Origin of the sequence: Aliivibrio salmonicida LFI1238 (assembly GCF_000196495.1) — a bacterium.
Taxonomy (GTDB): domain Bacteria; phylum Pseudomonadota; class Gammaproteobacteria; order Enterobacterales; family Vibrionaceae; genus Aliivibrio; species Aliivibrio salmonicida.
In genome coordinates, this window is sequence record NC_011313.1 from 914276 (window position 1) to 931634 (window position 17359).

Genomic DNA, 17359 nt, shown 5'->3' on the forward strand with positions numbered 1-17359 from the left:
GTCCATATCCTTAGGTATTTCAATCTCCAAATAATGCCAGGCACCTAACAAACACGCACAAAAAAGCCCATACCTTTCGGTATGGGCTTTTTCGTTTGGCTTTCGCCTAAATATGGCAGGGGTGGAGAGATTCGAACTCCCAACACGCGGATTTGGAATCCGCTGCTCTGCCAGTTGGAGCTACACCCCTAAAATTATTTTAAAGACTTAATTCTGTCTAATTTACTTTTTATTAAAAGTAAATAAATTCAAGCCTGGCGATGTCCTACTCTCACATGGGGAGACCCCACACTACCATCGGCGCTATTATGTTTCACTTCTGAGTTCGGCATGGGATCAGGTGGGTCCATAACGCTATGGTCGCCAAGCAAATTCTTTCTATCTACCTCAATAAGAGATAAATAATAATCTGGAAAGCTGTCTATGCGTTCTTAATCACATTCAATCTGTTTCTTGCTATCTTAAATCCGTTCAAAACCCCTTGGGTGTTGTATGGTTAAGCCTCACGGGCAATTAGTACAGGTTAGCTCAATGCCTCGCAGCACTTACACACCCTGCCTATCAACGTCGTAGTCTTCAACAACCCTTTAGGATACTTAAAGTATCAGGGATGACTCATCTCAAGGCTCGCTTCACGCTTAGATGCTTTCAGCGTTTATCGATCCCGAACTTAGCTACCGGGCAATGCTACTGGCGTAACAACCCGAACACCAGAGGTTCGTCCACTCCGGTCCTCTCGTACTAGGAGCAGCCCCTTTCAATCATCCAACGCCCACGGCAGATAGGGACCGAACTGTCTCACGACGTTCTAAACCCAGCTCGCGTACCACTTTAAATGGCGAACAGCCATACCCTTGGGACCGACTTCAGCCCCAGGATGTGATGAGCCGACATCGAGGTGCCAAACACCGCCGTCGATATGAACTCTTGGGCGGTATCAGCCTGTTATCCCCGGAGTACCTTTTATCCGTTGAGCGATGGCCCTTCCATTCAGAACCACCGGATCACTATGACCTACTTTCGTACCTGCTCGAATTGTCATTCTCGCAGTCAAGCGGGCTTATGCCATTGCACTAACCACACGATGTCCAACCGTGTTTAGCCCACCTTCGTGCTCCTCCGTTACTCTTTGGGAGGAGACCGCCCCAGTCAAACTACCCACCAGGCACTGTCCGCAACCCCGATAAGGGGCCAACGTTAGAACATCAAGCATACAAGGGTGGTATTTCAAGATTGCCTCCACAAATACTAGCGTACTTGCTTCAAAGGCTCCCACCTATCCTACACATGTAGGGTCAATGTTCAGTGCCAAGCTGTAGTAAAGGTTCACGGGGTCTTTCCGTCTAGCCGCGGGTACACTGCATCTTCACAGCGATTTCAATTTCACTGAGTCTCGGGTGGAGACAGCGTGGCCATCATTACGCCATTCGTGCAGGTCGGAACTTACCCGACAAGGAATTTCGCTACCTTAGGACCGTTATAGTTACGGCCGCCGTTTACTTGGGCTTCGATCAAGAGCTTCGACCGAAGTCTAACCCCATCAATTAACCTTCAAGCACCGGGCAGGCGTCACACCGTATACGTCATCTTACGATTTAGCACAGTGCTATGTTTTTAATAAACAGTTGCAGCCACCTGGTATCTGCGACTCCCGGCAGCTTAGAGAGCAAGTCTCATCACCGCTAGGAGCGTACCTTCTCCCGAAGTTACGGTACCATTTTGCCTAGTTCCTTCACCCGAGTTCTCTCAAGCGCCTTAGTATTCTCTACTCGACCACCTGTGTCGGTTTGGGGTACGATTTCTTATAACCTGAAGCTTAGAGGCTTTTCCTGGAAGCATGGCATCAATAGCTTCACACCCGTAGGTGCTCGACATCGTGTCTCAGCCTAACAAGAGTCCGGATTTACCTAAACTCTTAGCCTACGCACTTGAACTTGGACGACCGTCGCCAAGCCTACCTAGCCTTCTCCGTCCCCCCATCGCAATTATAAGAAGTACGGGAATATTAACCCGTTTCCCATCGACTACGCCTTTCGGCCTCGCCTTAGGGGTCGACTTACCCTGCCCCGATTAACGTTGGACAGGAACCCTTGGTCTTCCGGCGAGGGGGTTTTTCACCCCCTTTATCGTTACTCATGTCAGCATTCGCACTTCTGATACCTCCAGCATGCCTTACAGCACACCTTCAACGGCTTACAGAACGCTCCCCTACCCAGCACAATAAATTGCACTGCCGCAGCTTCGGTGTATAGCTTAGCCCCGTTACATCTTCCGCGCAGGCCGACTCGACCAGTGAGCTATTACGCTTTCTTTAAATGATGGCTGCTTCTAAGCCAACATCCTGGCTGTCTGAGCCTTCCCACATCGTTTCCCACTTAGCTATAACTTTGGGACCTTAGCTGGCGGTCTGGGTTGTTTCCCTCTTCACGACGGACGTTAGCACCCGCCGTGTGTCTCCCGGATATTACTTACTGGTATTCGGAGTTTGCAAAGGGTTGGTAAGTCGGGATGACCCCCTAGCCTTAACAGTGCTCTACCCCCAGTAGTATTCGTCCGAGGCTCTACCTAAATAGATTTCGGGGAGAACCAGCTATCTCCAAGTTTGATTGGCCTTTCACCCCTAGCCACAAGTCATCCGCTAATTTTTCAACATTAGTCGGTTCGGTCCTCCAGTTGATGTTACTCAACCTTCAACCTGCCCATGGCTAGATCACTTGGTTTCGGGTCTATATCCAGAGACTGAACGCCCAGTTAAGACTCGGTTTCCCTACGGCTCCCCTAAACGGTTAACCTTGCCACTGAATATAAGTCGCTGACCCATTATACAAAAGGTACGCAGTCACATAACAAGTATGCTCCTACTGCTTGTACGTACACGGTTTCAGGTTCTATTTCACTCCCCTCACAGGGGTTCTTTTCGCCTTTCCCTCACGGTACTGGTTCACTATCGGTCAGTCAGTAGTATTTAGCCTTGGAGGATGGTCCCCCCATATTCAGACAGGATATCACGTGTCCCGCCTTACTCGTTTTCACTGATGATGAGATGTCGGTTACAGGGCTATCACCTTGTATCGCGCCACTTTCCAGAGGCTTCACCTGTCTCATTAACAACTTAAGGGCTAACCCAATTTCGCTCGCCGCTACTTTCGGGATCTCGGTTGATTTCTCTTCCTCGGGGTACTTAGATGTTTCAGTTCTCCCGGTTTGCTTCGCTGCGCTATGTATTCACGCAGCGATACTAGCTTATGCTAGTGGGTTTCCCCATTCAGAAATCCCAGACTCAAAAGGTTTTTACTACCTAATCTGGGCTTATCGCAAGTTAATACGTCTTTCATCGCCTCTGACTGCCAAGGCATCCACCGTGTACGCTTAGTCACTTAACCATACAACCCCAAGAGGTTTCGTATGGACGTTTGCTTTCACTTTTCAAAAATGAAGACAAAACAGCAACCAAGGTTGAACTCTTCATTGAGAGTTCTGGTTTTTCGCCGGATTCAAAATACAAGAACACTTGAATGTGTTTTTAATTTGTTTATCTAAAGATAAACAAAAGATATTAAGAACTTTTAAATTTTGATTTAACTTAATTACAGCCTGAGCTGTTTTGTTTTACTTTTAAAAAGTAAAAATAAATTAAGCTAAATCAGTCAGCTTTCCAAATTGTTAAAGAGCAATATAACGCCATTTAATTTATAAATGACAAAATACTTTTTAAGCATTCTCAGACAAAAAAATCCGAACCTAAGTCAATGTCTTGAACTGGTTTGGAATCCTTCCAAAAATCTTTAAAGAGTATATCCATATGAAATGGTGGGCGATACCGGGCTCGAACCAGTGACCCCCTCCTTGTAAGGGAGGTGCTCTCCCAACTGAGCTAATCGCCCACATAGTATTTCAATTCATTCCTAACTCTATCAGAAATAAACCCATTCTCAGTGGAAAGAATGGTGGGTCGTGCAGGATTCGAACCTGCGACCAATTGATTAAAAGTCAACTGCTCTACCAACTGAGCTAACGACCCTTTGTACTTCATAAAGAAGTGGTATCCCGTAGGGGAGTCGAACCCCTGTTACCGCCGTGAAAGGGCGGTGTCCTAGGCCTCTAGACGAACGGGACACGGCGAAGGTGTTAAACACCTTCTTTTCTCTTTAATTTTCAACCTTGGCAATCTGTGTGAACACTCATAAATCGTAATCTATCGTTAAGGAGGTGATCCAGCCCCAGGTTCCCCTAGGGCTACCTTGTTACGACTTCACCCCAGTCATGAACCACAAAGTGGTGAGCGTCCTCCCCGAAAGGTTAAACTACCCACTTCTTTTGCAGCCCACTCCCATGGTGTGACGGGCGGTGTGTACAAGGCCCGAGAACGTATTCACCGTGACATTCTGATTCACGATTACTAGCGATTCCGACTTCACGGAGTCGAGTTGCAGACTCCGATCCGGACTACGACGCACTTTTTGGGATTCGCTCACTATCGCTAGCTTGCAGCCCTCTGTATGCGCCATTGTAGCACGTGTGTAGCCCTACTCGTAAGGGCCATGATGACTTGACGTCGTCCCCACCTTCCTCCGGTTTATCACCGGCAGTCTCCCTGGAGTTCCCACCATTACGTGCTGGCAAACAAGGATAAGGGTTGCGCTCGTTGCGGGACTTAACCCAACATTTCACAACACGAGCTGACGACAGCCATGCAGCACCTGTCTTACAGTTCCCGAAGGCACTAAGCTATCTCTAGCGAATTCTGTAGATGTCAAGAGTAGGTAAGGTTCTTCGCGTTGCATCGAATTAAACCACATGCTCCACCGCTTGTGCGGGCCCCCGTCAATTCATTTGAGTTTTAATCTTGCGACCGTACTCCCCAGGCGGTCTACTTAACGCGTTAGCTCCGAAAGCCACGGCTCAAGGCCACAACCTCCAAGTAGACATCGTTTACGGCGTGGACTACCAGGGTATCTAATCCTGTTTGCTCCCCACGCTTTCGCATCTGAGTGTCAGTGTCTGTCCAGGGGGCCGCCTTCGCCACTGGTATTCCTTCAGATCTCTACGCATTTCACCGCTACACCTGAAATTCTACCCCCCTCTACAGCACTCTAGTTCACCAGTTTCAAATGCGGTTCCGAGGTTGAGCCCCGGGCTTTCACATCTGACTTAATGAACCACCTGCATGCGCTTTACGCCCAGTAATTCCGATTAACGCTCGCACCCTCCGTATTACCGCGGCTGCTGGCACGGAGTTAGCCGGTGCTTCTTCTGTCGCTAACGTCAAGATGTACAGCTATTAACTGCACACCCTTCCTCACGACTGAAAGTACTTTACAACCCGAAGGCCTTCTTCATACACGCGGCATGGCTGCATCAGGCTTTCGCCCATTGTGCAATATTCCCCACTGCTGCCTCCCGTAGGAGTCTGGACCGTGTCTCAGTTCCAGTGTGGCTGATCATCCTCTCAGACCAGCTAGAGATCGCCGCCTTGGTGAGCTCTTACCTCACCAACTAGCTAATCTCACCTGGGCTAATCTTGACGCGAGAGATCCGAAGATCCCCCTCTTTGGTCCGAAGACATTATGCGGTATTAGCTATCGTTTCCAATAGTTATCCCCCACATCAAGGCATATTCCCAGGCATTACTCACCCGTCCGCCGCTCGTCAGCAAAGTAGCAAGCTACTTTCTGTTACCGCTCGACTTGCATGTGTTAGGCCTGCCGCCAGCGTTCAATCTGAGCCATGATCAAACTCTTCAATTAAAGTTTTTTGGTTGCTCTGTCTTCTTAATTAAAAGAGGGCAGAAACAAAACCGGCTCAATGATTTATACTGATTTCTTACATAAATATATTTGTGTAGTCACTCAGTTCATTGATAGTTGCTCACTTATAAATAAGTTAAGCTATTTTGACTATCAACCTATAAGTGTCCACACAGATTGCTAAGGTCTAATTATTAAAGAGCTCAAAACTAAGCTTTCACTTTCGTTTTGTTTGAAGTGTCATTTCAATTACTAAAAGTAAGTTGCAAGCAACTTTTGAAAACTCCGTTCGCGTTAATGTTTCACTTCACATCGAAACCGTAAACCCTTGCTAAGAAAGGTTTGCTGTAACAACGGATGCGAAGTATAGAGATTTAGAAAGCAGTTGCAAGTACTTTTTAAAACAAAGAAAACGATCGCTCAAAAAACAAACAGATCGATATGAAAACAGCCATAATTTACAACGACTAAGCTTGCCAATCCTTTTTCATTCTCTTCATTACTAGTTCAGGGACGTTGTGCGTACTTTTAAATTGGCCTTTGCACACTTCAATATTCAGTACTGCTCCGTATTGTTGGGCAATTTTCCGATAAGCATCGATTTCCCACTGCTTAACAAACGTATTCGCCACCACCACACTTCTACCATGATAAAGATTAAATTCACATTGAGATTGGCACCATTGATGAGCCGAGCTTAATAATGATCCTTCAAAGCAATACTCATTATCATCATTCACAAAAAACTGATCCGCCTCTATATGTACCAAATCCAATGTTTTTGCCAATGTTGATTTTCCACTACCAGGTAAGCCTCTCAATAATCGCAATTCTAATTTATTCATAACTAGCTCTGCTCTTTCATTAAATTCTGTCTTACAAACTCAGTAAATACTTTTATTCTTGATGGCATGTATTTATTTTGTGCATACTGCATCGCAATAACACCATGATAATTTCCTTTTATCTGCCAATCAGAAAGAACAGGAACAACATCGTTATTCGCTAACGCTTCTTTAATTACAAAATCAGGAAATATCCCAATACCAAATCCATCTCTCACTCCGTTTAATCTCATTTGAGAGTGATTAACAGCATATCGCCCCGTTACTGCAATTACGTGGCTCTCTTCTCCTTTAACAAATTCCCATATATGGTCTGTTGTTTCTCCTAAATACAAACAATCATGATTAGGTAATTCTTTTGGGTGAAGAGGCAACCCTCTCTCTTCTATATAAGAGGGGCTTGCACACAAACTTAAATTAACCTTCCCTATCTCCTTCATAATTAATCCTTCCGTCGGTTTATCCGTTAACCGAAAGACCACATCAATACCTTGAGCTATCATATTTATATCACCATCGGAGGCTCTTAGCTTAAGTTGGATCTTAGGATATTTAATTAAAAAAGGCGTGACTAACGCTTGCAATACTATGGTTAAAAATGCTTTTGGCGCAGCCACCGTTAAGCTTCCAGACGGCACAATATGCTCTGAACTAGAAATATCAATCGCCTGCTGAGCCGCCTCAACCATAATGACGGATTGCTGATATATTTTTTTACCCGACTCAGTAATAAGCAAGCTACGTGTTGTTCGCTCAAATAACTTTACAGATAGCGCACTTTCTAATCGAGTAATTAGCTTACTCAACGCAGATGGCGTTACCCCAAGTTTTTTAGCTGCAGCCGTAAAGCTTCCTTCATTAACGACTACAATATACGTAGCAAGATCGGGTAATAAGTTTATTTGTGACCATGATTCACTAATGCTTTTCCATTTTTAGGGATAATAGTCGTAATTGATTTGAATTAGAATCTATTTATCGGATTTTGATTACACTTTTTATGTACAACAATTATAACTAAAAGAAGGGAACACAATGTCTTCTGCATTCTACACTCAGATCCAAAATCAAATTGAAGAAGTAAAGAGCGAAGGTTTATACAAATCTGAGCGCATCATTACTTCAGCTCAAAAAGCGTCTGTTTCTATTTCTACAGGCCAAGAAGTACTAAACTTTTGTGCAAACAACTACTTAGGATTAGCTAACCACCCTGCACTTATCCAAGCAGCTAAAGACGGCATGGATGAGCACGGCTTTGGCATGGCATCTGTTCGTTTTATTTGTGGTACTCAAGACTCACATAAAGTACTAGAAGAAAAGCTTTCTACTTTCTTAGGTAAAGAAGACACCATTCTTTACACCTCATGTTTTGATGCAAATGCAGGTTTATTCGAAACTATTTTAGGCAGAGAAGATGCAATCATCTCTGATGCCCTAAATCACGCATCAATCATTGATGGTGTTCGTCTTTGTAAAGCAATGCGTTTCCGCTATGCAAATAACAACATGACTGAATTAGAAGAACAACTGATTGCCGCGAAAGAAGCGGGTGCTCGTCATATGCTTATCGTTACAGACGGCGTATTCTCAATGGATGGCGTAGTTGCTAACCTTCCTGCTATTTGTGATTTAGCCGATAAATACAATGCACTTGTTATGGTTGATGATTCTCACGCTGTTGGTTTCATGGGCGAAAATGGCGCAGGTACTCACGAACACCACAATGTTATCGACCGTATTGATATCATCACAGGTACACTAGGTAAAGCAATGGGTGGCGCATCAGGCGGCTACACTTCGGGCAAAAAAGAAGTGATCGATTGGTTACGTCAACGCTCTCGTCCGTACCTATTCTCAAACTCAGTTGCGCCTGCCATTGTTTCTGCGTCTATTCGTGTTCTCGATTTACTGGCTGAATCTGGCGATCTACGCACAAACTTATGGGAAAACTCTGCACATTTCCGCACTCGTATGGAAGTTGCTGGTTTCACTATGGGCGGAGCTGATCACGCTATCATCCCAATTATGTTAGGCGATGCAAAATTAGCCGCCGAATTCGCAGAGCGTGCGTTAGAAAAAGGCATCTACGTTGTTGCTTTCTCTTTCCCAGTGGTGCCTAAAGGCCAAGCTCGTATTCGTACACAAATGTCAGCGGCTCATTCTCGTGAGCAGTTAGATCGCGCAATTGATGCCTTTATCGCTGTAGGTAAAGACATGGAGATCATCAAATAATGAAAATTAAAGCACTTTCAAAACTAAAACCTGAAGAAGGCATTTGGATGACCGAGGTTGAAAAACCTGAAATGGGTCATAATGATATTCTTATCCGTATTAAGAAAACGGCTATTTGTGGTACTGACGTACATATCTACAACTGGGATGAGTGGTCACAAAAAACCATTCCAGTCCCTATGGTTGTAGGTCACGAATATGTTGGTGAAGTTGTTGGTATTGGCCAAGAAGTTCGTGGTTTTGAGATTGGCGACCGTGTTTCTGGCGAAGGTCACATTACTTGTGGTCACTGTCGTAACTGTCGTGGCGGCCGTACCCACCTTTGTCGCAATACAACAGGTGTTGGTGTTAACCGTACTGGTGCTTTCTCTGAGTTCTTAGTTATTCCTGCATTCAATGCATTTAAGATCCCTGCAGGTATTTCAGATGATCTAGCATCCATCTTTGACCCATTTGGTAATGCGGTTCACACTGCCCTATCATTTGATTTAGTGGGTGAAGACGTTCTTATCACTGGTGCTGGTCCAATTGGTATTATGGCTGCTGCGGTTGCAAAACATGTAGGTGCTCGCCATGTTGTAATTACTGACGTTAACGAATTCCGTTTAGATCTTGCTAGAAAAATGGGCGTTACTCGTGCAGTAAACGTGATGAACGAGAAACTTGAAGACGTAATGTCAGATCTTGGTATGACTGAAGGCTTTGATGTTGGTCTTGAAATGTCTGGTAATCCATCAGCGTTCAACAGCATGCTAACCAACATGAACCATGGTGGTAAGATTTCTTTATTAGGAATTCCGCCATCTGACATGGCAGTAGATTGGAACCAAGTCATCTTTAAAGGCTTAGTTATCAAAGGTATTTACGGTCGTGAGATGTTTGAAACTTGGTATAAAATGGCAAGTTTGATCCAATCAGGCCTAGATCTAACGCCAATCATTACGCACCACTACAAAATTGACGATTTCCAAGCAGGCTTCGATATGATGCGTTCAGGAATGTCAGGAAAAGTAATCTTAGATTGGGAATAATCCCTAACGACAGATACTAACAAACGATAAAAGGCTAAACTTCGGTTTGGCCTTTATTATATTACTCGCGCTTATTTATTCTCAAGAGATTCAAAGTATAATCTTGTAGATATTAAACTGATGAATAGAATCCGCACTCGCAGTTATCTCAATCTATTGGGTAGTATATAATTAAAAAGAGAAAGTAGTATGAAGAATTCAGAACATAACGGGTTTCATGTTCACGTCTATTTTAATGAACATAATATTAATTGTGCAGTTGCTCTAACAGAAGCCTTATACCAAGCATTTGGTTTTGAGATTGGGAATATAAACACAAAACCGATTGGTCCCCATCCAGTATGGAGTCGCCAAGTTTCCTTTAGAAAAGACGATTATCAAGCGGTATTTCAATGGCTGGAGGCGAATCGTTCTGATTTGTCCATTTTAATCCATCCCTTAACCGAGGATGAATATCGTGATCATACTGAATCTGCAGTGTGGTTAGGAAAATATATTTTAATAAACAACATCAATAGTATTCACGTCTTCATTTATTATAAAAAGAAATGAAGACCTAAATACTCATTATAGGTTTAATTAAATCGTAAAGGTTTTATAAGCTAAAAACTCTTTATTAAAATGATAGTCAGACCACATCTTTTCATTTTCACGACTTTCAATAAACGCACGCTTCGCTGAAATAAAGGCCAGTTTCTCACCCATTTCTCTAGTAGAAAATTCTTTAAATTTATAACTACTTCGTGCTGTTTGGCCAACAATACCTTTGAATATTGTTTCATCTTCTCTTCGTTTAACAACGACTCCGATTATTCCTGAAGATGGATGCTTAGCAACAAAGTACTTCCCTTTCGCTGATTCTTCTTTACGTTTACTTTCAAAGTTAGCCCAGTTGTAGTTCGCTTTCATCAAGGCAACTTTACGCAATACATGCGCTGGATGTGTACATGTTTTGAATTTATTAATCTCTATTTTTGTACCTATTTTCGCATGTTCTTTTTTTACAATGAATTCAGATTTATCTTCTGATTCAATCATTTGAATTTTCTTTGGTTTTCTTTTAAATTCAAACCATGTTTTTTCAAACATCACTTTATTGCTATCCATTGCTTTTTGAATTAGTTGATCGCAGATTTCACGCATTTCAAATCTAGATAGCGGTGTTGTGATTAGTGTTTTACTCGGCTTGAACTTTTCAATTTCAGAACTATTCGTCTTCATATACGTATCTAATACCTCTCCTATTGCATTTAACTCTGCTAGGAAAGTACCGAGATCATCAAAATTAATGTTATATAAACTACGTGAGAAATTATGAGAGCGATAAGAACGCTTATTTTCATGGCGTTCAAAATGGCTATTAATGTAAGGAGTACCATTTATCATTGATACTTTTAATTGAATATTAGGATCTAATCCTTGATATACAGATTTTGCAGTAAAGGTTTTTGTTTTTCTTGCGTCATCTGCCGTTTCATATTCTTCTTGTTCAATCAACTCTGCTATTGACCACGCCGCTTCAATAATTGCTTCAGAACGTGCATCAACATCATTATCTTCATTATCAAAATCAGCATAATACGCTTTGCTATAATATGGTTTTCCTTTACGAGCAAAACGGACTTGTGCAAATTCCATTCTTCGTCTTTTCGTTGATTGACCATCATTCCAATTAATACCGATAGGGATCCAATATTCAGTTCCACTAATATCAACAGGTTTTACCCGTAGTAATAAGTTTTCTTCTATGTAAGTTTTTTTACCACGAACGACAAGAAACGTATCGAAATCCAATCGTGGAGAAAGCGGATGGTACATATAGTAAAAACCTCAATATATGAAATAGATAAATTACAGTCGAGAAAAAACCTTGAAGGAAGCGCTTTTTATTTCATTGTTATCTGATTTTTTAATTATATCACTGTTTTAATTATTAGTTTAGACTTCTTACTAACAATATAAAAAAAGGCATAAGATTGATCTCATGCCTTTCTTGATAATTAAAGATTAAACGCTTAATTTAGAACGAATTATATCATAAATACCATCATTACTTTTGGTATTAATCATTTCACCTATTAATAATTCAATAGCTTCGTTAACTCGTTTAACAGGCCAGATAGCAAATGTTCCCTTTTCAATGGCTTGAGTTACTTCAGTATTTAACATCAAATTTTGAACATTAGATTCAGGAATAATGACCCCTTGAGAGCTTTTTAATCCTTTAATTTTACAAACTTGATAAAATCCTTCAATTTTTTCATTTACTCCACCGATAGGTTGCGCCTCTCCAAACTGATTCATTGAACCTGTAATAGCGATATCTTGTCTTATACCTTTTCCTGAAAATGCAGAAATAATAGAACAGAATTCAGCCATCGATGCACTATCGCCATCAACACCACCGTAAGATTGCTCAAATGCTAAACACGTTTTTAATGGGATCGTTTTTTCACTCCCAAATAGAGAGGCAAGATATGCACTCAGTATCAACACACCTTTAGAATGGATACTTCCACCTAACTCGACTTTTCTTTCAATATCAAAAACTTCACCTTTACCAAATGACGTTGTGGCCGTAATTCTATTTGGCATTCCAAATTGATGATTTGACGTAGATAACACAGATAACGCATTAACCTGCCCTACCACACGGCCTTCGGTTTCCATCAACGTAGTTCCGTTAACAAAACTCTGCATAACCCCATCTTGAACCCGATTAACACGATGTTCTTTATTAGATAAAGCCAATTCTACATGCTTCAAACGGATCATATTTGAATTCGCAGCTCGTGCGATGTAGTTAGTTTCTTTCAATAAATTAGAAATATCCGCAGAGTGCAACGACAAACGATTTTGATCTCCCGTTTGACGAGAGCTGTATTCAATAATTCGTTCTATCGCTCTTTTATCGCATTGCAGCATATTACCATCATTTACAATGCTCGAAATAAATTGAGCATAATGAAACTCAGAAGCATCCGTTCTTGGCATATCATCTTCAAAATCAGCCGTAACTTTAAATAGCTCACTGAATTCAGAATCATAATGCTGTAACAGTTGATACGTTTGGTAATCACCAAATAAAATAATTTTCACATTAAGAGGGATCGGCTCTGGTTCTAAAGAAACCGTTCCAGATAGGGTTACCTCCCTTTCTAATGAGCTTAAATTGAGGTTTTGAGAACGCAATGCTCGCTTTAAACCATCCCAAACATAAGGGCGTTCAAGCACTTTTACGGCATCCATTAATAAAACACCGCCATTTGCCTTATGAAGACTACCAGGGCGAATTAAGGAAAAGTCAGTAAATACAGTTCCTTTGAAGGTTGCATTTTCTATATAACCAAACAAATTATGATAGCTAGGACTTTCCTCAACGATTAAGGGAAACTGTTCTGTCTTTTGACTAACAATAAGATTGATTTGATAACGTCGTGGTAATTTCTTTTCTAACGACGCATAAGCAAGTTCAGCATCTTCATTACCTTCTTGAATAAAAACATCAAAGTTTTCTAAAATGTCTTTTTCCATGTCTTTTAAATGCTGAGTGATCACCTTTGAATCTTGATATTTAACCTTAATCACTTCAAAGTTAACACTTAATACTTGAGAGACAACTTCTTGATTCAACTTCTCGATCTTATCCGAATATTTATCTTCCCATTCAGTCAGTTGACGAACCAAACTTCTTAATTTTATTTCCAGTTCATCGATAATAGATTCAAGCTGACGTTGTTCTTGTCTATCTAGCGCATCAAAGCTGTCTTCAGTATGTAATTCTTCGCCATTCATAGCAATAAATTGATACTCGCCTTGGGTTGTCACAGCAAGGCTGATCCCTTTACTCTTAGCCTCTTTAGTCAACGATTCAAGTAATGATTCTTGCTTATCGACTAACTGATTTTTTAATATACCCGTTCGGCTGTAATAGAGCTCATTGTCAAACGCAAGTGGAATTGCTTTAACAAATTTTAATGTTATTTTTTCAATTTCTTTTTTAAAGCTTAACCCACTGCCCACTGGTAACTGTAAAATTTTAGGGCTTCGCGTATCATCAAAATTAGTGACATAACACCAATCACATACTCCGTTCCCTACGGGTTTATGGCGCTTTAAATAACGTAAGACCATCGTTCTCTTGCCAAGACCATTTTGACCAACGGCATAAATATTATAACCACGGTCGGGAATAGACATCGCAAACTCAACAGCTTGTTGCGCCCTATCCTGACCAACAATTTCATCAATAGGTGTAATATATTTGGTAGATTTACAGGTGTTCTCATCTAGGTTTGCAGAGCGATATACTTGCTTATGCGTGAGAGGTAAAGTAGACATAAGGCGACCTCTTTTTATTAGTAATTTTTACCAGTATAGTTTGAAAAAATCGCTATTTTAGTGACCTGTCCTGTAAATATTTGAATTGATAGGTATTTTGGAAGAAATAAATAAACCTATCGGTTAATCAAATAACCATAATAAAATTAATTTTAGTCTTTAATGAAAACAATGCTTATCATTAAAATATAAATACGTTCAATTACAGATAAGCTCTGAAGGCATATTAGCTTCTAAGGTCGTTTCTGGGTTAATTCCATTGACAGACGAATACATCGATGATCTGCTTGAATAAATGAATTTAAATACTGTTAGATGTTTATTCAAAAAGACTGAAAATTTATTTTGATTTGGAATCAGAGGGGATCAAACTTGAAGAGTGGAGCGTGCAGTGGGAATCGAACCCACATCATCAGCTTGGAAGGCTGAGGTAATAGCCATTATACGATGCACGCACATCGTGAAGACGAGATAGATAATGCCATAATAATTTCATTCGTAAAGCTATTTCTTTCACTTAACTATTTGATTGCTCGATATTTAAACGAAAGAACGTTAAGAGTTCATTTATCATACAACATTGCATTGTTAACCATACCTTTCAAACAAAAGAGCCGCGTAAAAAGCGGCTCTTAACTCATGGTAACAATTACATTGTTCTAACTGTTATGATGATGCAGTCACTTTTGAACACGTTATTTCTTTCTTTTCTCTATTTTCAGTCCATTTAGCCAAAGTAAACACTGAGATAAATTGCATAATCAAAGCAACAATAAATACGATAGGACTATCAATTAACCCTGCAATAATGAAACTTACAAATGCAATCGCACCATTTAATAACGCATAAGGCAATTGTGTTTTAAAATGTTCAAACTGATCACACCCAGCTCCTGTCGATGACAAGATCGTGGTTTCAGATATTGGAGAACAATGATCACCAAATAAACCTCCAGATAGCACGGCACCAATACAAACAAATAATGGCGCATCAATAGCAATAGCGGTTGGAATAACCAAAGGCATCATAATCGCGAACGTCCCCCAAGAAGAGCCTGTTGCAAATGAAATAATCGCAGCCAATAAGAAAGCCACTGCCGGTACCAACCAGTATGGGAAACCACTTTGAGCTTGCTCCGCAATATAAGCGGCGGCGCCTAGCTCTTTACCATTACACCAAACGTTTCTAATGGATCTCCGTGGGTAAAAAAACCATTCAGCATAGCAACCCCGCTAAGCACACCGGCAAATAAACCAACAACGACATTTTTCATCGTAAGGGAGATAAAGAGCGTAATAATAATGGGGATAAGGGAACTAATGTCTGTCTGTTCCATAACGATATTCCTTTTGCTACTGCATAAAACAAAATTCACTATAAATTCACTATAAATTCACTATAAATTCACTATAAATTCACTATAAATTCACTATAAATTCACTATAAATTCACTATAAATTCACTATAAATTCACTATAAATTCACTATAAATTCACTATAAATTCACTATAAATTCACTATAAATTCACTATTGATGACTATATATTTAAAAAATAACGATGTAAACAATACAAAGCAATTTAATAACAATTATTTACCACTCTTTCTACAATCGATATTTTAAGTTAAAAATAGACAATAAAAACCAATCTTTATAACGCTAAATGGGAAGAAAAAAGTATAAAAAAAAAGCCAAATGATTCATCATCATTTGGCTTTTTTGTGTCTTATTTAGCGATAAACGCTATTTTTCAGTGTATTCGTTAGTTATCCGCAGGGAAAACGACTCCTGTTTGCTTGCGGATCTCAGTGGTTACTTTAGAAATCAATAAAGAACGTTCGACCGCTTGGTTATCCATTTGGTTTGCTTCTACCTGTTCTGCAAACTTAATCGCCTCATAAAACATAGGATTTGGGTTTTGCTCGACCGTTAAGTCTTCTCTTTCTCCACCACGAGTAATTTTAGTTACCTTCTCACCGATAGAAATCATATCAGCTAAGATAGCCCCATCCTCACCTTGTATCTCACTAGGTACATAAGAATCGCTGGTTTTTGAATGCATCACGACTACATCAAAGCCTTCATATCCACAAATAATACTGCCATTACCATCAACACCAGAGTCTAATAAGTGTGCTTGCGCTTGAATCGATGTTGGCTCGCCAAATAATTCAATCATAGACCCTACACAATAAAAACCAATATCCATGATCGAGCCATTAGAAAATACCGGATTAAATGTATTTGGATTTTCACCATTTAAGTATTTAGGATAACGAGAGGAGTATTGACAATAAGTGATGTGTGCTTTTCGGATTGCACCAAGGCTTGGTAATTCTGCTTTAATCAATTTAAAATTAGGTAAATACGGTGACATAAACGCTTCAAATAATACGACATTATTTTCTACTGCTGTTTGATAAGCCAATTGCGCTAATGCATAATTTGATGCAATTGGCTTTTCACAAATAACGTGTTTGCCCTGCTTCATCATTTGAATCGATTGGGGTCCGTGAAAAGAGTTTGGGCTGGCAATGTATACTGCATCAACCTCATCGCTTTGTGCCAATTCATCTAATGAATCGAAAGTACGATTAACACCGAATTTATCTGCAAATGTTTTCGCCTGTTCTAACGAACGAGAATACACCGCTTTCAATTCAAATTTACCCGATTCTAATGCAGCAGCGAGAAATCGCTCAGTGATCCAATTTGTTCCTATTACAGCAAGTTTAATCATGATTACTCTCTATGCTTATTTCATTGTTATTTTAATTGCAGAGCTTGAGAGCTAAAGTGGACACCAGACCATCCCGATACCATAAAACTACGGATATTTTGATGGTCATTCTCCATTGGATGCAATAATACATCTTTACGGTAATAGCGGCCAAAGCAAGCGAGTGTTTGCTCTACTGTTAGTTCATGTAATTTAGCAAACGCAAAAATCTTGCATGACCCATTATTTTGTCCGGCTTCATTAACGGTCTCACCGTTTGCAAACTCAGTTGCTGTAAACTCATAATGGTTCTCAATCACAGCCATTGTTTCTGAAAATTCTATTAATTTAGGCTCTGTTTTTAACTTATTAAGAAACGTATTCAATGCCATTATGATAATCCTTACTTGCATCTATTTAAATTACAGTTAAATTTTAGGCG

Annotated in this window: 10 protein-coding genes, 5 tRNA genes, 3 rRNA genes and 1 pseudogene; 3 read left to right on the forward strand and 16 right to left on the reverse strand. The window is 40.5% G+C overall.

What is annotated here, in order from left to right; genetic code table 11:
* Window positions 1-113: 113 nt before the first annotated feature.
* The 9 genes from VSAL_RS20340 to VSAL_RS20380 all read right to left on the reverse strand — a co-directional run bounded on the left by VSAL_RS20340 (window position 114) and on the right by VSAL_RS20380 (window position 7494).
* Window positions 114-190, reverse strand: a tRNA-Trp gene (locus VSAL_RS20340).
* Between the two features lie 62 nt (window positions 191-252).
* Window positions 253-368 (reverse strand): 5S ribosomal RNA (rrf, locus tag VSAL_RS20345).
* A gap of 124 nt (window positions 369-492) precedes the next feature.
* Window positions 493-3383, reverse strand: a 23S ribosomal RNA gene (locus VSAL_RS20350).
* A 425-nt stretch (window positions 3384-3808) separates the two neighbouring features.
* Window positions 3809-3884, reverse strand: a tRNA-Val gene (locus VSAL_RS20355).
* A gap of 61 nt (window positions 3885-3945) precedes the next feature.
* Window positions 3946-4021: transfer RNA gene (locus tag VSAL_RS20360), tRNA-Lys, on the reverse strand.
* Window positions 4022-4040: 19 nt separating this feature from the next.
* Window positions 4041-4116: transfer RNA gene (locus tag VSAL_RS20365), tRNA-Glu, on the reverse strand.
* A gap of 86 nt (window positions 4117-4202) precedes the next feature.
* Window positions 4203-5747, reverse strand: a 16S ribosomal RNA gene (locus VSAL_RS20370).
* Together the 16S, 23S and 5S rRNA genes with 4 tRNA genes alongside form the textbook arrangement of a ribosomal RNA operon.
* A 467-nt stretch (window positions 5748-6214) precedes the next feature.
* Entirely contained in the window at window positions 6215-6592 is a 378-nt protein-coding gene (locus tag VSAL_RS20375) for an AAA family ATPase (protein ID WP_012552109.1), read from the reverse strand.
* 2 nt (window positions 6593-6594) lie between these two features.
* Window positions 6595-7494, reverse strand: coding sequence for a LysR family transcriptional regulator (locus VSAL_RS20380; protein WP_044583598.1), 900 nt, complete (start codon window positions 7492-7494; stop codon window positions 6595-6597).
* 133 nt (window positions 7495-7627) lie between these two features.
* Here VSAL_RS20380 and VSAL_RS20385 point away from each other — a divergent pair, with 133 nt between their 5' ends.
* The 3 genes from VSAL_RS20385 (at window position 7628) to VSAL_RS20395 (ending at window position 10407) form a co-directional block, all read left to right on the forward strand.
* Complete coding sequence (locus tag VSAL_RS20385) at window positions 7628-8824, forward strand: glycine C-acetyltransferase (RefSeq protein WP_012552111.1); 1197 nt, start codon at window positions 7628-7630, stop codon at window positions 8822-8824.
* The gene (tdh, locus tag VSAL_RS20390; RefSeq protein WP_012552112.1) at window positions 8824-9855 is read left to right on the forward strand and encodes an L-threonine 3-dehydrogenase; all 1032 of its coding nucleotides are present in this window, start codon (window positions 8824-8826) and stop codon (window positions 9853-9855) included. The genes VSAL_RS20385 and tdh overlap by 1 nt, the downstream gene beginning before the upstream one ends.
* Window positions 9856-10044: 189 nt before the next feature.
* On the forward strand, window positions 10045-10407 hold the full coding sequence (locus VSAL_RS20395; RefSeq protein ID WP_012552113.1) for a DOPA 4,5-dioxygenase family protein: 363 nt from the start codon (window positions 10045-10047) through the stop codon (window positions 10405-10407).
* A 27-nt stretch (window positions 10408-10434) separates the two neighbouring features.
* On the opposite strand, the gene VSAL_RS20400 is transcribed toward VSAL_RS20395, so the two are convergent.
* The 7 genes and pseudogenes from VSAL_RS20400 to VSAL_RS20430 all read right to left on the reverse strand — a co-directional run bounded on the left by VSAL_RS20400 (window position 10435) and on the right by VSAL_RS20430 (window position 17309).
* The gene (locus tag VSAL_RS20400; RefSeq protein ID WP_012552114.1) at window positions 10435-11673 is read right to left on the reverse strand and encodes a hypothetical protein; all 1239 of its coding nucleotides are present in this window, start codon (window positions 11671-11673) and stop codon (window positions 10435-10437) included.
* A gap of 189 nt (window positions 11674-11862) precedes the next feature.
* Window positions 11863-14196 (reverse strand): Lon protease family protein, encoded by a 2334-nt coding sequence (locus tag VSAL_RS20405; protein WP_012552115.1) that lies wholly within the window; start codon window positions 14194-14196, stop codon window positions 11863-11865.
* 380 nt (window positions 14197-14576) lie between these two features.
* Window positions 14577-14651 (reverse strand) — tRNA-Gly (locus tag VSAL_RS20410).
* A 211-nt stretch (window positions 14652-14862) separates the two neighbouring features.
* A pseudogene (locus tag VSAL_RS20415) lies at window positions 14863-15366 on the reverse strand (Na+/H+ antiporter NhaC family protein); the annotation flags it as partial.
* Complete coding sequence (locus VSAL_RS23590) at window positions 15354-15533, reverse strand: hypothetical protein (protein ID WP_044583599.1); 180 nt, start codon at window positions 15531-15533, stop codon at window positions 15354-15356. The gene VSAL_RS23590 and the pseudogene VSAL_RS20415, both read right to left, overlap by 13 nt.
* A 427-nt stretch (window positions 15534-15960) precedes the next feature.
* Complete coding sequence (locus VSAL_RS20425) at window positions 15961-16938, reverse strand: Gfo/Idh/MocA family protein (RefSeq protein WP_012552116.1); 978 nt, start codon at window positions 16936-16938, stop codon at window positions 15961-15963.
* Between the two features lie 26 nt (window positions 16939-16964).
* A complete protein-coding gene (locus tag VSAL_RS20430; RefSeq protein WP_012552117.1) occupies window positions 16965-17309 on the reverse strand; it encodes a HopJ type III effector protein in 345 nt (114 codons plus the stop codon).
* Window positions 17310-17359 lie beyond the last annotated feature (50 nt).

Bases quoted from the DNA above. Each gene is read 5' to 3' on its own strand.
- VSAL_RS20375 (WP_012552109.1), bottom strand. From the start codon at position 6,592: ATGAATAAATTAGAATTGCGATTATTGAGAGGCTTACCTGGTAGTGGA.
- VSAL_RS20405 (WP_012552115.1), bottom strand. From the start codon at position 14,196: ATGTCTACTTTACCTCTCACGCATAAGCAAGTATATCGCTCTGCAAAC.
- VSAL_RS20395 (WP_012552113.1), top strand. From the start codon at position 10,045: ATGAAGAATTCAGAACATAACGGGTTTCATGTTCACGTCTATTTTAAT.
- VSAL_RS20425 (WP_012552116.1), bottom strand. From the start codon at position 16,938: ATGATTAAACTTGCTGTAATAGGAACAAATTGGATCACTGAGCGATTT.
- VSAL_RS20430 (WP_012552117.1), bottom strand. From the start codon at position 17,309: ATGGCATTGAATACGTTTCTTAATAAGTTAAAAACAGAGCCTAAATTA.
- tdh (WP_012552112.1), top strand. From the start codon at position 8,824: ATGAAAATTAAAGCACTTTCAAAACTAAAACCTGAAGAAGGCATTTGG.
- VSAL_RS20400 (WP_012552114.1), bottom strand. From the start codon at position 11,673: ATGTACCATCCGCTTTCTCCACGATTGGATTTCGATACGTTTCTTGTC.
- VSAL_RS20385 (WP_012552111.1), top strand. From the start codon at position 7,628: ATGTCTTCTGCATTCTACACTCAGATCCAAAATCAAATTGAAGAAGTA.
- VSAL_RS23590 (WP_044583599.1), bottom strand. From the start codon at position 15,533: ATGGAACAGACAGACATTAGTTCCCTTATCCCCATTATTATTACGCTC.